Here is a 14,182-nt window from a genome sequence, read left to right as displayed (position 1 = left end):
GCCGGGCCCACCATCAGCTCACTGGTTGAGGACCTCGTTCTTGGCGCGGGCCTGCGCCTCGCTCAGCGCCGCGTCGACGCCCTTGCTGTCGGAGAGGATCGCCGAATGCGTCTCGTTGAGGAGGTTCTGCAGGCCGGCGGTGTGCTTCGACACCGGGTTCTCCGGCTTGACGGTGTGCTTGGCGTAGGCGAACTTCGACAGGTCGTCCTGCGGTACGCCGTCCAGCCCGAACAGCGTCGCGGTGACCGCGTCGGTGACCTGGGCCGGGGTGATGCCGATCCCGGCCAGCGCCTTGGCGGCATCCGGGCCGCCGGCGTACTGGAGGAAAGCCTTGGCCGCGGCGGCCTTCGACTTGTTGATCTTCGGGTTGATCCCCAAGCCGGTCGGGTCGCCGAAGGTGACCGGTGTGGCGGAGTTGCCGGTGGTGGACTTGTCGAACTGCGGCGCCGGTGCGATCCCCCACTGGAACGTGTCGGCGTCACCGCTCTTTCGCTGGTTGAGCAGCGTGGCCACGTACCAGGTGCCCATCAGCAGCATCGCCGACTGCTGCTTGCCGAACTGCGCCTGGTAGGTGAGTTTGTTGGTCTTCGCGGTGCCGAAGGTCGGCTGCGCGCCGGCCGCCTGCAGGTCCAGTGACCGTTCGTAGTACGGCTTCAGGTAGCCGAAGTCCCCGGAGAGCAGGTCCGCGTTGGGGGTCTGGGCGAGCGCGAATCCCTGCACTGTCGACTGGAAGGTGTGCTGGTAGGCGCCGGTCGCGTTCGAGCCTGCCCCCTTCAGCCCGGTGTGCAGCCGCTTCGTCGCGTCGGTGTAGTCGTCCCAGGTCCAGCTGCCGTCCGGTGGCGCCACCTTCGCCTTCGCGAACAGCTCCTTGTTGTAGAACAGCACCCACGAGTCCTGCCGGTACGGCACCGCGTACGTCTTGCCGTCCACCTGGTACGACGCGAGCGCCGGGACCGAGTCGAGACCGGAGGTGGCGTCGGAGACGTCGAGCAGCTGACTACCGCTCTGGTACGTGTAGAAGTTCTTGAGGTTCTTCATGACGTAGACGTCCGGGGCGGTGCCGGCGGCCAGGTCCGTGATCATCTGGGTGTCGTAGTCGTTGCCTGCGGCGTACTCCTTGAGCTCCACCGTCACGTTCGGGTGGGTCGCCTTGAAGCCGTCGGCGAGCGTCTTGAACTCCGGCGTGGAGTCCAGGCTCCAACCCGCCAAGGTGATCGTCACCGGGGCATTGGGGTCGGCCGGCTCGTCCTCGCCGCCACAGCCGGCGAGGACGAGTGTCAGCGCCGTCGCGGCACTGACGGAAGCCAATATTGCGCGCTTCATCCCTTACTCCTTAGGTCAGAGGCCTCGGATGGGCCGCCCGGACTACTACCTGGTTGCTGGAATGCGGATGTGGCCCGCTCAAGGTCCAGTCGGGTCATGGTGTTCGCCCCGTCCGGCCAGACGACCGCAACATGAAAACCGCCGTCGTCCTCGCCCAGCGCGACCCGGCAGCCCTGTCTGACCGCGACCGCGGGATCTCTGGACAGCTCGGCGAGGACGACGACCCACGCACCGGGCTGAACCGAGTGATCTACCCAGGGCACCACCAGCCCACCCGCCATCGGCCCGCCGTCGGGAACGGACGTGGCACCGGCCGTACCACCGCCGTGCACGCCGTCGAGTCGGCTCGTCAAGCCCGCGCCGGTCACGCTGACCGCACCGCCGTCGAAGGCTGCCGTCGCACCACCGGCAACGGCCCAACCACCGATCCGCAGGCGCAACGAGGCTGCGTCAACATCGTCGGCGAGATCGTCGACACGGACCAGACGCAGCTCCCAGGGCCCGTGGACCAGCGAGTACACAGTGAGGCTGCCGGCCGGCCGGAACGTGCCGGCACGGCCACCGCCGTGGTCACGGTGGCCCGGGTCCGGATCAACCCAGTGGGCGAGGGTGCGCGAACCAGCCACACCCACACCATCGCCGTCGACATGCACCGTCAGCAGACGCATGCCGGCACGATGCGTGGCTCTGCCCCTTCGGTCGACGAGGGTGACGGACTGGTCGAGGGGGTTGGCCCAGCCGCTCTCGTCGAGCACCGGGCTGGTCGCGGTGGAGTAGCCGAGCCGGGCGTAGAGCGGCGAGTCACCCACGGAACTTCCCTCGACAGCGTGGTCGGTGCCGTGGTTGATCACCCGGACGATGCCGTCGGCGCGGGTGGCCGAGACCAGCCAACCCGGCGCGCGAACGGCGCGGACGGCGTCCCGCTCCTCGACAGGCAGCGGCTCCTCCGGCACCATCCACACGGGGTGGTCGGCGGGCAGGACGATGCCGAGCAACCCCTTGCTGGCCCAGTACGGCGAGCCGGGCCCAGAGTAGGCCTGGGCCAACCGCGGCCACGGCCCGTGCCAGCCCATGGTGAGCAGACCGCGATCATCGAACGCGCCGCGGTCGACGAAGTGGCGCACGATGCCGGTGGCCGCGCGGCGCAGCTGGCCAAGACTGACCGACGGCACCCCCGCGATCGCGCCGACCCAGAACGGCGCTGCGGCCGCGAACCGGTAGATCAGGCTCCGCCCCTGCACCAGCGGCGACCCATCCGAGCCTACGAGCGCGACCGCGTCACGCAGGTACCGGTCGAGGCCGGCCAGGTCCCGCTCGCGGCGCCCCGCCGCCAGATCCTCCGCTCCGACCATCCGGGCCCACAGCGTCGGATAGACGTGCAGCGCCCAGCCCACGTAATGGTCGTAGGCGCGCTCGGACCCGTCGGACATCCAGCCGTCCGCGCGGGCGAAGCTGTCATGGGTGGCCAGGTCCTCTGCCATCTCGTCCAGTGAGTGCGGCCCGCCCACCGAGCGTAGGAAAGTCTGCACGACCAGCCGGAACCAGACCCAGTTGATCCGCGGGTAGGTGGCATCGCCGACCGCCGGGGCCAGGTAGTCCACCACCCGCTCCCGCACCTCGGATGAGAGACGGTCCCAGATCCACGGACGGGTCAGGTCGAGGACGAGCGCGAGGGAGGCGGCCTCGACCTTCGCCTGGGGGTGCTCGTCCAGCCGCACCCAGCGGTCCGTAGATCTCGGGTCGGTACCGACCGCGATTCCCGCTGCGTAGCGGTCGACGAGCTCGTCGACACCCACTCCGTTCGCGCCGGCGATACGGAAACCGGCCAGCAGAAACGTTCGGGCGAACCCCTCCAGGCCGTCGACGGCCCGTCCGTAGCCCCCTTGCCGGCCAGGAACGACTACCAGAGAGTGGCTGGGCGACGCGAAAGGCCGGACGGCAGCGAGCATGCGGTCAGCCAGCGCCAACCAGTCATCCCGGCTCCAGGTCTTGGCAGCGCGGGCAGCCCACTCGGGCTCGGACCCCGGAGCACCGGTCCCACCAACCATCATCCGCGGTCCTGTCGCATCGATCCGCCTCCAAGAGCGCGTCGGAGCGGTGCGTTGCCCGCGCACGTGACGCGCAGGCAACAGCGAGGTTTCCGAAGTAAAACGCTCACATCAGAACAAGTCAATGCTCTTACCGAACTTCGATGACCACAATGGATCAAAAGGCCACAGGATATCGCCACACCTTGACCGCCGTCTCCTCGAACAGCAAGAAGCGATCTGATACGGTCAGTTTCGCTCACATCTGCTCTACGTGCGAGGAGTCATGGCCGCTGCTGACCGCTTCACCGGCCCACTCGCCTCGGCCTGGCCGGATGTCGGTGTCGCCCGACTCGAATGGCTACTCACGTCCCCCGAGCTGACTCTGCCGGTGCCCCCGGCGCACCATCGCGGCGTCTGGGCCGAACCGCACGTGCACGGTCCTACCCTGGCTGACCTGCGGGCAACCGCCGAGCGCGACCGGACCACCCCATGGCCGACCCCACTGGCCAACCAGTACGCCCGATACCACCGGTACGGCGACCGCGAGACGTATGAGCGGCAGGTCTTCGCCCGGCAGCGGCGGCTCACCCGCGCCTCTCTCATCGCCGCCGTGACCCTCGACAATGGCTGGCTCGACGAGATTGTCGACGGGGTGACACTGCTGTGCGAGCACAGCAGCTGGTGCTGGCCCGCCCACGACGACGCCCGCACCGTGCACGGCACGGTGTTGCCCACCGTGACCGACCCGTACCTCGACCTCGGTGCCGGTGAGGTCGCCGCGCAGCTGGCCTGGATCGACCACCTGCTCGGCGAGCCGCTCGACGTGCGCGCGCCCGGCCTGCGTGCCAGCGTCCGCTACGAGGTAGACCGCCGCGGGCTGACGCCGTTCACCACCCGCCGAGACTGGCACTGGCTCGGCCTCGACGGCGACGTACGCAACTGGAACCCGTGGATCCACGGCAACGTCCTCGTCGCCGCGCTGCGGCTCGTCGACGACCAGACCCGGCGGGCGCAAACGTTCGGCCCGGACCGGTACGGCATCTGGACCATGCAAAGCGCCTGGCACAACGTCCCGCACCCCCGTGCGACGGGTCAGTCACCCGGCCGGGGCTCCACCGCCCGCCATGTCACCCACGTTGCCGACGACATCAGGTCCGCGGCCACCATGGATATTGCCCCCGCGTATCCGAGGTCCGACCTTCGGCACTGGTGGCGCGCCGCGCGGTTTGAGCGTCGCGGCGGACATGTCGAGATCGTCGATACCTGGGCAATCGACCCGGCCGTCGAACCGCCGCCGACCCACGTACACCTGCTCGTCGCCGGTGCCGGCCGGATCCGGCTCAGCTGGCGTCCGGCGTCCGCCCTTTGCGCCGCGACAGTGCGCCCGATCGAGGACCCTATGCTCCTCGACGTGTGGGGAGCGCGGCTGCACCGGCTCGCGATCGACGTCACCGCGTTCGGCCCAAGCGGCGAGCTCGTCCTCACCGTGGAGGAGCTTCCACCGCACGAAGCGCTCCACGGAGGTGCCCCATGACAAAGGACAGTCCCACCGCCGGTATGGCGGAGGCTCGAGGGCCGCTGCAGGTCGCCCGCCGCCAGCAACTGCTCGAGGCGTTGCAACGCGACGGGGCGATGCGCATCTCGGACCTGTCCCAGGCGCTCGGCGCCGCGCCGGTCACCATCCGTCGCGACATCGCGCAGCTCGCCGCCGAAGGCCTGGTCAGCCGGGTTCACGGTGGGGTTGCGCTGATCACGCCGGACGACCCCCCGATCACCGACGAAGCAACCGGTGCCGGCCCCGATGCGCTCGGCGGCCGCACCCTCGGCATGCTGGTGCCTTCGATGGACTATTACTGGCCGGATGTGGCCCGCGGCGCCGAGGAGGCCGCACGCGAGCTCGACATGCGCGTGGTGCTGCGCGGCTCCTCGTACGACACGGAGGACGACAAACCCCAGCTCGCCCGGCTCGTGGAGCGGATGGCCGTCGACGGCCTGATCATCGCCCCACGCATGGACGCACCCACCTCGGAGCGGACCATTGAGTGGCTCGATCAACTCGGCTTTCCCGTCGTCCTGCTGGAACGCACGGCCGCGGTGGGTAGCCATCATGCTGTGATGGAATCGGTGGTCACCGACCATGCGCTCGGCGCGGCCATGGCGGTTCGGCACCTCACCTCCCTCGGGCACCGCAAGGTCGGTCTCGTGGTCGCCGCCAACAGCCCCACCAGCCAGCACGTGAGGCGCGGCTGGCTCGACGCCACCGCGGAGTGCGGCCTGGACCCGAACGCCACAGTCGCGGCTGCGGTGCCGGACGCCCGCGCACCGGAGCGAGACACCGCGCTCGACGCCGTCCTGCGCCAGTGCCAGGTGACCGGCACCACCGCGCTGCTGGTGCATGCCGACCCTGAGGCGATCGCGTTGGTGCAACACTGCGAGGAGCGGCACTTGACCGTGCCCGGCGACGTGTCCATCGTGGCGTACGACGACGAGGTGGCCGAGCTGTTCAGCCCACCGCTGACCGCGGTCCGGCCGCCACGGCGTTCCATTGGCCGCGCCGCCGTGCGACTCGTTGCCGACCGGCTCACCGACCCCGAGCGTCCCGCGCACCGGGTCGTGATCAGCCCGTCCCTGCGCGTACGCGAGTCGACTGCACCGCCGAGGGCATGACGGGCCGCTGGCGTCCCGGACGGGTCGCCGGCCCGGGTCCGCGATCGCACCGCAGCGCGGCCGGGGCCAGCCATCCTAGCCGGCCGGCATCGGACAGCCGGGCTGCCTGGTTCCGCGCGGGCGAGTCCGGCGGCGCTACGGCGCACACCCCGGGCACCGGGTCATGTTCGGTGTGCCCGGGTGTGCCCGTGACAAGTGGGTGGTCTCGAAGGAGATCACCCATCCACCCCTGATCGACGACGAGACCTTCGAGCAAGCTCAAGCCCTACTCACCCGTCGCGGACGAGCCGTCGACCGTCAGGAACGCCAACGCCGCACCCGCAACCCCTACGTCTTCCGGGGGAAGATCTACTGCGCCGTCTGTCAGCGACGCATGCAAGGCCAGTACAACCACGGCGCCTACTACCGCTGCCGCTTCCCCCAGGAATACGCCCTCCAACGAGGTCGAACACCCCCGCAACCCTCACCGGAAGGGCCAGGCGACGCCGCTCTCGCAGGTCGCCCAGATCGAACTCCCCGCGCGCTTCGAGGCCGACGACGAGGAAGAACAGCGTCATCAACTTACCCTCGTGATCGGTCAAATCCGGTGCCAGCCTGGCCGTTCGCGGTCGCCCTTCGCCTCCGCAAATCCACCGGCCAACCCCCTGGCGGGCCCCGGGGGTTGTCGATCGTGGGACACAGGCCGGTGCGCTGGGTCTCGAGGACCAGCAGCGCGAAGGCCATCCAGTGCGGCGTGCCGATTCGTCAGGCGGAGAGAACTGCAGATCTCAGGGAGTTCATCGCGTGGAAGGCCCGCGACTTGGCCGTTCCTATCGGCACGGAAAGAAGTTCGGCGGCATCGCCTGCGCTGCGGCTCTGCAGGTAGATTTCCTCGAACGCTCTGCGGCGCTCGGGGCTCAGCTTGCGGAACGCGTCCAGCATGGATTCGCGGGCCACGACGAAGTCCAGTGGGTCGGCCGGCGAGGAATAGTTCTGCAGTTCACGTTCGCCCTGGAACTCCTGGGGCCGCCGGACGCGCTTGCGCGCCTCGTCCGCCGACACGTTACGAGCGATCGTGAAGAGCCAAGACTGGATGTGGTCCTCGTCGACCGGGACGTCGCCGATGTGCCGCCACACCTTCAACATTGTCTCCTGCAACAGGTCTTCAACGATCTGCGGCCGGTAGGTGTTGATTCGTTTGAGATACCGGAGCAGGACGCCGGAACGTTCCTCGAAGATCTGGCGCAACTTCTCCCCGTCACACCGCCGGAGAGAATTCCGGTCGTCGTCTCGTCGGAGTTGCCCCGACTCTCCGGCGATGTACGGGCTGTCGTCCGGGCCGTCGAGGCGCGGAGCATGAATGGCCATCAATAACTCCTGACAGCGTGGTCAGGTCAGCGGGTGGCCGCCGCCCGCGTGCAGGCACGTCGGGGGGCGGCGGGCCGACTTTGCTTTAGCGAGGAACTCCGGTCGGAGCAGCCTTCTCACTTCCAGGCTTGGTCACGGACAGCCTGCGGCCGAGGAACTCGCGGATGATCGTGGCAACCGCGTCGCCGGCGCTCTCGAGCAGGAAATGGCCGCCCTCGAGCAGGTGGATCTCGGCGTCGGTGGCGTCGGTGGCGAAGGCCCGCGCACCGTCCGGGCCGAAGATCTCGTCACCGCGGCCCCACACCGCCAGCACCGGTACGCCACTGCTGCGCAGGTATTCGTGCAGACGAGGGTAGAGCGGTGGGTTGGTGGCGTAGTCGCGGAACAGGGCAAGCTGGATGTCGTCGTTGCCGGGCCGGCTTAGCAGGGCGTAGTCGTGGTGCCAGGTGTCGGGGCTGATCAGGGTCTCGTCGGGGGTGCCGGTGACGTATTGCCAGCGGGTCACGTCCAGGGTGAGCGCCGCACGGATGGCGGACTCGGTCTCCGGGGTCTGCTCCTTCTGGTAGTTCCAGACCGTCTGCCAGAAGCTCTCGACGAAACCCTCCTCGTACCCGTTGCCGTTCTGCGTGATGATCGCCGTGATCGCCTCGGGATCACGCAGGGCCAGCCGGAATCCGACAGGTGCCCCATAGTCCTGCACGTAGATGGCGTACCGCGTGATGCCGAGTTGCTTAAGCAGCTCGGCGGTGAGGTCGGTCAACGCGTCGAAGGTGTAGCCGAATTCGTCGGCCGCCGGAGCGTCCGACAGCCCGAACCCGAGGTGGTCGGGCGCGATGACGTGATAGTGATCGGCCAGCGCCGGGATCAGGTTGCGGAACATGAACGACGACGTCGGGAACCCGTGCAGGAGGACCACGGTCGGCGCGTCCGCCGGGCCGGCCTCCCGGTAGAACAGTTGACGCCCTGCCACTGAGGCATACCGGTGGTGAACGTTCGGCATGGCTCCTCCTTCTCCGCTGCGGATGGACCGTCAGGACGGCCTTCGACCTGTACGGTTGCGAGCTTGGCTCGGCGAGAGAGGGTTTCGCCTCCGAATCACCACCGGCCGACCCCCGGCCTGATCCCGGGGGTGCCTGTCGAACGTCAGCCGGCGACGGGGCGGGAACGGTATTGGCGTGCCCATTCCAGCCACTTGGTCCTGTTTACGCACTTCCCGGGACAAGGTTGCCAGGTCCGGGGTGCAACCGGTGTCGGACCCGTGACTCGATTCGGCCGACGACGCGCAGGATTGTCCGATGGACATTGACCCCGATGCCACGAGCTTGCCGGCAAGCCCTCGACCGCCCCTGTACGGTCCCGGCGAGGAGGACCGGCTCGATGACCTGAGACGGCGTACCGCGGCCGGTTCCGGCGGTGCAATACGCATCCTCGGGAACCGAGGCAGTGGGAGTTCAGCAGCCCTGGACCAGGTGATCGACCAGGCTGCCACCTTCCGCGTGCTCCGGGTTCGGGCGGTCGCCGCCGAGCAGGAGATCCCCTTTGCGGCCCTGCACCTGCTCTGTGGTGAGCTGCTCGACCACTACGCGTTCCTGTCGGCCACACATCTCGCGACACTGCAGGCCGCGTTCGGCCTGATCGACGAACCCAGGCCCGCCGTCGGCGCGGTCGCTTCCGCCGTGCTCGAGTTGCTCAGCGGCATCGCCGAGGCGCAGCCCGTCTGCGCCGCCGTCGACGACGCCCACTGGCTCGACGAGCCCAGCGCCGAGGTTCTGGCCTTCGTCGCCGCCCAAGCAACCGGGCGAGCGCTGATGATAATCATCGCCGGCTCGCGCCCCCCGCGGCTCGACCCGTTCGGGCAGGTCCCGGCGATGCGCTTGCGGCCGATCGGGCACGGCGAGCTCCGCGGTCAGCCCAGGGCCGTCCTGCCGGGTCTCGTCGACGACGCCGTGGCCGAACGCATGCTGGCAGAGTCCGGCGGAAACCTGTGCGAACTGGTGGAGTCGCTCCGAGGCCACCCGGCGGCGGAGCTGGCCGGTGGATTCGGGATCCCTGGCCCACGTCGCGTCCGTGCGTGCTCGAACGAAGGCTACTGTTCGAGCGCTATCGGTCACCTCACGCCGGTGTCCCGGCGGCTTCTGCTCGCCGCGGCGGCCGACCCGACCGGCGACGTTCTGCTCTTCGAGCGTATGACCGCCGAGCTGGGAGCCGACGGGGAAACCCTCGTCGCGGCCCATCTGGTCGTGGTTGGCGATCATGTAACCTTCGCCTGCCCAGACCTGAGATCGGTCAGCTACCACTCGGCCGCGCCCGCCGAACGGCGACTGATCCACCGCAAGCTCGCAGAGAACACCGCCGGCGATCCGACGCGGCGGTTGTGGCACCTCGGCCTGGCGACCGCCGCCCACGACGACGCTCTCGCCGACGACCTCGAGACCCACGCCGATCTGGCGCAGCCCCGAGGAGGCGCAGCGGCCCGCGCCGCCTTCCTGGAGAGGGCAGCCCTGCTCACCAGCGACCCGACCGGACGCGCCGACCGCGCGCTCGCGGCGTCGGCCGCGATGTACGACTACGGCGACCTCGCTGGCGCCCAGCGGCTCCTGGCACTCGTGACGCCCGAGTCGCAGGACGCCGTCCGCGCCGCTCGGCGGAACTGGCACCGAGCCCGGATCGAGACCGTCCTGCGTACCGGTGAGGGCTCCGCGCGCCAACTGCTGGAGGCGGCCCGGCGACTGCGGCCACTCGACCCGGCCGACGCACGGGAGGCATACCTCGATGCCCTCCTCGCGGCGACGTTCGGCAACGAGCCCACGGGTCACGCGCTGCTGCTCGTCACGGCGACCGAGGCCCGCGCCGCCACCTGGGAACAGCGTCGCCAGCCGGCCGATCAGCTTCTCTTCGGACTCGCCACGCGGGTACTCGACGGCTACGCCCGCTCGGTTGCCCCGCTGCGGGCAGCGATCTCGGCCTTCCGGGAGCCGTCTCTCGACCTGCGGGCGGCACGGTGGCTCGGTCTCGCGGCCCTGCTCGGCGTTGACCTGTGGGACAGCCAGGCGTGGCGAGACCTGGCTCAGCGCTACGCCGCGACCGGACGGAACCCTCGGCTCGACAGCCTGCTCTCGCAGATTCCCGCGAGGGCTCGCCGTCACGACACCGGGATCGCCGCGGCGCTGCACAACGCGGCTGGGCAGTACGACCTGGCCGTCGGGGCGGCTCGCAAGGCGGTGCGGTCGGAGCATCCCGGCTTCACGGGCTGGGCGCTGATCGAGCTGGTCGAGGCGGCGGTCCGTGCGGGCGACGAGCGTCTGGCCGCAGAGACCGCGGTTCAGCTCGCGCAGCGCACCACCCCGGCGGGGAGCGACTGGGCGCTGGGCGTCCAAGCAACCGCCGAGGCGCTGATCGCCAAGGACCAGTACGCGGAGGCTTCATACCGGGAGGCCATCGAGCGGCTCGGCCGCACCGGCCTGCTCTATCGGCTGGCGCGGGCCGAGCTGCTCTACGGCGAATGGTTGCGGCGGCGTAACCGCCGCATCGAAGCCCGGGCTCAGCTTCGCTCCGCGAGTAAGCATTTCGGCGAGGTTGGCGCCGATGCTTTCGTCCAACGGGCCCGCCGGGAACTGCTCGCGACCGGGGAGAACACGCGTAAGCAGACCAACGGGAGCCGACGGCTGACCCCGCAGGAGAACCAGGTCGCATCGCTGGCCCGCGGCGGGTTCAGCAACGCCGAGATCGCAGCACAGTTGGTCATCAGCTCGCGTACGGTCGAGTACCACCTGTACAAGGCCTTCGCCAAACTCGGCGTCAGGTCCCGTGCGAAGCTAGAGCGACTTCGGGATCTCTGAGGCAGGCCCGGCACTCGTGCGGGATCGTGATCCTGGCGTGAACGAGCGGTCAGGCGTCGTTCCCGTCGCGATACGCCTCCAGCAGCCGCAGCCACACCTCACTGACCGTCGGAAATGACGGCACGGCGTGCCACAGCCGGCTGATGGGCACCTGCCCGGCCACGGCGACCGTGGCCGAGTGCAGCAGTTCGGCGACTCCGAGCCCCACGAAGGTCACGCCGAGGACGTGCTCGCTAGCGCTGTCCACGACCATGCGGGCACGGCCCTGGTAGTCGTCGGCGAACAGACGAGCGCCAGCGACGGTTGCCGCCATGTCTACGTCGACGACCCGCACATCATGGCCATTGCGGCGCGCCTGGTCGGCGGCGAGCCCGACCGCCGCAACCTCGGGATCGGTGAAGATGACCTGCGGCAGGGCGTGCACGTCAGCCGTCGCCGCGTGCACACCCCAGGTCGAGGTGTCCAGGGCCTTGCCTGCGGCAACGGACGCGATGGCGTCGCCGACGATGCGGGCCTGGTACTTGCCCTGGTGGGTCAACAGCGCGCGGTGGTTGATGTCACCGATCGCGTACAGCCAGCCGCCATCGACGCCGTGTACCCGGCAGGTGTCGTCCACGTCGAGCCAGGACCCCGGCCTGAGTCCCACCGTTTCGAGGCCGATGTCGCCCGTGAGCGGGACGCGGCCGACGGCGACGAGCACCTCGTCCGCTTCCACCTCGGCCCCATCGTCGAGCACCAGCGTCACGGGACCGGTGGCTGACGGCCGGCGCATCGACGTCACGGTCGTCCCATGTCGGACGTCGACCCCCGCCTTCTGCAGAGCCTCGCCGACCATCTCGCCGGCGAAGGATTCGAGCCGTGGTAGGAGACGCGACTCCCGCGCCAGCAGCGTCACCGCGGACCCGAGGCCCTGCCAGGCGGTGGCCATCTCCACGCCGACCGCGCCGCCACCAATGATCGCCAAGCGGGCGGGTACGGCCGAGGTGTCGGTGGCGGTCCGGTTCGTCCAGACCAACGCCTCGGCGATACCCGGCATGTCCGGGATCGCCGCGCGACTGCCGGTGCAGACCACTACCGCGTGTCGGGCCGTCAGACCGACGATCTGATGCTCTGGGGTTGCGACGGCGACCCGGCGTGGACCGTCGACACGGCCATGGCCACGGAACAGGTCGGCACCGATGTCCTTGACCCACTGCGCCTGCCCGGAGTCGTCCCAACCAGTGACGAAGAGGTCACGACGGCGGAAGACGCCGGCAGCTTCGACGGGCCCTGTGACCGCTTGCCGTGCACCGTCGAGCCGGCGGGCCTCGTCCACCGCCATGACCGGGCGAAGCATCGCCTTGCTCGGGATGCACGCCCAGTAGGAACATTCACCGCCTACGAGCTCCTTCTCGACCATCGCCACGGTGAGGCCAGCTGCCGTGGCGCGCACGGCGACGCTCTGCCCGACGGGACCACCGCCGATGACGATCACATCGTAGGTCCTGTCCGCGGAAGCCTCGACTTCGGAATTTCCCATCGTTCTCGCCTCTCGGTATTGCATAGCCAGGTCAGCTTCGGTCACTGTCGCAGTCGGCCGCGCCGAGCGAGTCCGTATTGGCCCCGGACCGACCCCCGGGAACCCCGGCGAACCACCTGGGGCTGGACGCCTCACCACTCGTGGCAGTTCTGGTCGGAGCTGTCAGATGTCGTGTTCGTGTCGGCCCGTCCCCGGATCCGCCGGAACGCGATGCGCAGGGCCTCCTCGTGCAGGCCACGCAGTGACTCGTGCAGCGTGCCGTCGACGCGGTGCGCCGCCTTCCGGGCGCTCTCAAGTGCCTTCAGCCGCAGAAGCATCTGCCGCGTGATCACGTCGAGTTGCGGACGCACCTCGGACTCGAGATTCGGCCGGCACCGTGGCCGTAGTTCCGGATGATCACTCCACACGGCGTACAGGCGTCGCTGGAGCACTTTGTTGGCCTCGATCTGGGCCCGGAAGAAGCGACGGCTGAGCAACGGGTCGAGTCCGATCTCCCGGGAACGCGCGACGACGTCCGCGAGCAGCCGCTCCTCCCGGGCCTCGTCGTTGATCGGGGTCGTGCTGCCGTACTTGGCGGCGGCAACCTTGTCACCGAGCGCGAGCCGTTCCGCGGCGAGTGCCGTGAGCAGCGACTCCTGCTCGTCCACGTCATCGGCGGACGTCTGGCTGTTCAGGTCTGACCACTCCATGACCGCTCTCACGTTGGCTTCAGCGCCCGGTTCAGCCGCGGGCCTGTGCCTACCGCCACGGTGCACGCCGCCTGCCGTCTCAGCGCAGCAGTGGTATGACCTTCGCGAAGGCGTGCATGTCCTGTTCCAGCACGCTGATGTAGGTGACGCCGAACTGCGCGCGATACCGCAGCAGGCATTCGGCGATGGCGGCCGGCGATCCAACGAGAAAGGCCGGCAGCTTGGCGACCTCGTCAGGCGACCGGCCGGACATGGAGGTGCCCAGCGTCAGATCCACGTCCGAGGCCGTCGTCCCCACACCGGCCACGAACAGGTTCAACTCGATGTCCTGGATGCGCTCCCCCGCTGCGCTACGGACCCAGTCGATGCGATCGGCGAACGCATCCTCCGGCTCGCCCGGCCCGATGTTCGCCAGGATGGAGAAGCTGATGATGTTCGCCTCGTGAGCTGCCAACTCGAGCATGCGCCTGCCGCCTCCCGCGATCATGATCGGCGGAACCGGTAAATCGGGTTCCGCCGTCAAGCGTTCGCGGACGTCGGCCAACACCTCGGCCAGTCGACTCACCCGGGCACCCGGCGTACCGAAGGACTTGCCGACCGCGGCGAACTCCGCCTCGACGTAGCCCGCACCGATGCCGAACTCGAAACGGCGCTCGGTCAGGCGATGGACGTCGGCGACGTTCTGGGCCAGGTAGGCCGGCTCCGCCACCCCCGCATTGATGACATAGGTCCCGAGACGCAGGCCCCCCACGTCAGCAGCGGCCATCA

General features: G+C 69.3%; 10 protein-coding genes and 2 pseudogenes. 4 read left to right on the top strand and 8 right to left on the bottom strand.

Translation table 11 applies throughout. The annotated features are described in order from the left end of the window. Positions 1-18: 18 nt before the first annotated feature. The gene (locus ACIA47_RS15550) at positions 19-1,323 is read right to left on the bottom strand and encodes an ABC transporter substrate-binding protein (protein WP_396708435.1); all 1,305 of its coding nucleotides are present in this window, start codon (positions 1,321-1,323) and stop codon (positions 19-21) included. Next, on the bottom strand, positions 1,320-3,371 hold the full coding sequence (locus ACIA47_RS15545) for a DUF2264 domain-containing protein (RefSeq protein ID WP_396708795.1): 2,052 nt from the start codon (positions 3,369-3,371) through the stop codon (positions 1,320-1,322). The genes ACIA47_RS15550 and ACIA47_RS15545 overlap by 4 nt, the downstream gene beginning before the upstream one ends. A 265-nt stretch (positions 3,372-3,636) precedes the next feature. Here ACIA47_RS15545 and ACIA47_RS15540 point away from each other — a divergent pair, with 265 nt between their 5' ends. From ACIA47_RS15540 to ACIA47_RS15530, 3 genes and pseudogenes are all read left to right on the top strand, one after another. Beyond that, complete coding sequence (locus ACIA47_RS15540) at positions 3,637-4,887, top strand: hypothetical protein (RefSeq protein ID WP_396708433.1); 1,251 nt, start codon at positions 3,637-3,639, stop codon at positions 4,885-4,887. Beyond that, a complete protein-coding gene (locus ACIA47_RS15535) occupies positions 4,884-6,020 on the top strand; it encodes a substrate-binding domain-containing protein (RefSeq protein WP_396708431.1) in 1,137 nt (378 codons plus the stop codon). The genes ACIA47_RS15540 and ACIA47_RS15535 overlap by 4 nt, the downstream gene beginning before the upstream one ends. A gap of 163 nt (positions 6,021-6,183) precedes the next feature. Continuing rightward, positions 6,184-6,405, top strand: a pseudogene (locus ACIA47_RS15530) (recombinase family protein); the annotation flags it as partial. A gap of 82 nt (positions 6,406-6,487) precedes the next feature. Here the strand turns inward: ACIA47_RS15530 and ACIA47_RS15525 are convergent. From ACIA47_RS15525 to ACIA47_RS15515, 3 genes and pseudogenes are all read right to left on the bottom strand, one after another. Next, positions 6,488-6,577, bottom strand: a pseudogene (locus ACIA47_RS15525) (Na+/H+ antiporter NhaA); the annotation flags it as partial. A 187-nt stretch (positions 6,578-6,764) separates the two neighbouring features. Then, on the bottom strand, positions 6,765-7,367 hold the full coding sequence (locus ACIA47_RS15520; RefSeq protein WP_396708429.1) for a sigma-70 family RNA polymerase sigma factor: 603 nt from the start codon (positions 7,365-7,367) through the stop codon (positions 6,765-6,767). An 85-nt stretch (positions 7,368-7,452) separates the two neighbouring features. After that, positions 7,453-8,367, bottom strand: a complete 915-nt coding sequence (locus tag ACIA47_RS15515; RefSeq protein WP_203118104.1) for an alpha/beta fold hydrolase — start codon at positions 8,365-8,367, stop codon at positions 7,453-7,455. Between the two features lie 295 nt (positions 8,368-8,662). On the opposite strand from ACIA47_RS15515, the gene ACIA47_RS15510 reads away from it, so the two are divergent. Beyond that, on the top strand, positions 8,663-11,206 hold the full coding sequence (locus ACIA47_RS15510; RefSeq protein WP_396708426.1) for a LuxR C-terminal-related transcriptional regulator: 2,544 nt from the start codon (positions 8,663-8,665) through the stop codon (positions 11,204-11,206). A 49-nt stretch (positions 11,207-11,255) separates the two neighbouring features. Here the strand turns inward: ACIA47_RS15510 and ACIA47_RS15505 are convergent, their stop codons facing one another. The 3 genes from ACIA47_RS15505 to ACIA47_RS15495 form a co-directional block, all read right to left on the bottom strand. Further along, positions 11,256-12,770: a dihydrolipoyl dehydrogenase family protein gene (locus ACIA47_RS15505; protein WP_396708424.1), complete on the bottom strand. Its 1,515-nt coding sequence runs from the start codon at positions 12,768-12,770 to the stop codon at positions 11,256-11,258. Positions 12,771-12,856: 86 nt separating this feature from the next. Then, complete coding sequence (gene aroQ / locus ACIA47_RS15500) at positions 12,857-13,414, bottom strand: gamma subclass chorismate mutase AroQ (RefSeq protein ID WP_396708422.1); 558 nt, start codon at positions 13,412-13,414, stop codon at positions 12,857-12,859. A 79-nt stretch (positions 13,415-13,493) separates the two neighbouring features. Then, positions 13,494-14,180, bottom strand: a complete 687-nt coding sequence (locus ACIA47_RS15495; protein ID WP_396708420.1) for an LLM class flavin-dependent oxidoreductase — start codon at positions 14,178-14,180, stop codon at positions 13,494-13,496. Between the last annotated feature and the right edge of the window lie 2 nt (positions 14,181-14,182).

This window comes from Micromonospora sp. NPDC051227 (assembly GCF_044455385.1).
GTDB lineage: Bacteria > Actinomycetota > Actinomycetes > Mycobacteriales > Micromonosporaceae > Micromonospora.
The sequence above is the reverse complement of the archived record's forward strand: the minus strand, read 5'-3'. Positions and strand labels throughout refer to the sequence as shown.

Coding starts and splice junctions, on each gene's coding strand:
- ACIA47_RS15550 (WP_396708435.1), bottom strand. CDS start 1,323: ATGAAGCGCGCAATATTGGCTTCCGTCAGTGCCGCGACGGCGCTGACA.
- ACIA47_RS15545 (WP_396708795.1), bottom strand. CDS start 3,371: ATGGTTGGTGGGACCGGTGCTCCGGGGTCCGAGCCCGAGTGGGCTGCC.
- ACIA47_RS15540 (WP_396708433.1), top strand. CDS start 3,637: ATGGCCGCTGCTGACCGCTTCACCGGCCCACTCGCCTCGGCCTGGCCG.
- ACIA47_RS15535 (WP_396708431.1), top strand. CDS start 4,884: ATGACAAAGGACAGTCCCACCGCCGGTATGGCGGAGGCTCGAGGGCCG.
- ACIA47_RS15520 (WP_396708429.1), bottom strand. CDS start 7,367: ATGGCCATTCATGCTCCGCGCCTCGACGGCCCGGACGACAGCCCGTAC.
- ACIA47_RS15515 (WP_203118104.1), bottom strand. CDS start 8,367: ATGCCGAACGTTCACCACCGGTATGCCTCAGTGGCAGGGCGTCAACTG.
- ACIA47_RS15510 (WP_396708426.1), top strand. CDS start 8,663: ATGGACATTGACCCCGATGCCACGAGCTTGCCGGCAAGCCCTCGACCG.
- aroQ (WP_396708422.1), bottom strand. CDS start 13,414: ATGGAGTGGTCAGACCTGAACAGCCAGACGTCCGCCGATGACGTGGAC.
- ACIA47_RS15495 (WP_396708420.1), bottom strand. CDS start 14,180: ATGGCCGCTGCTGACGTGGGGGGCCTGCGTCTCGGGACCTATGTCATC.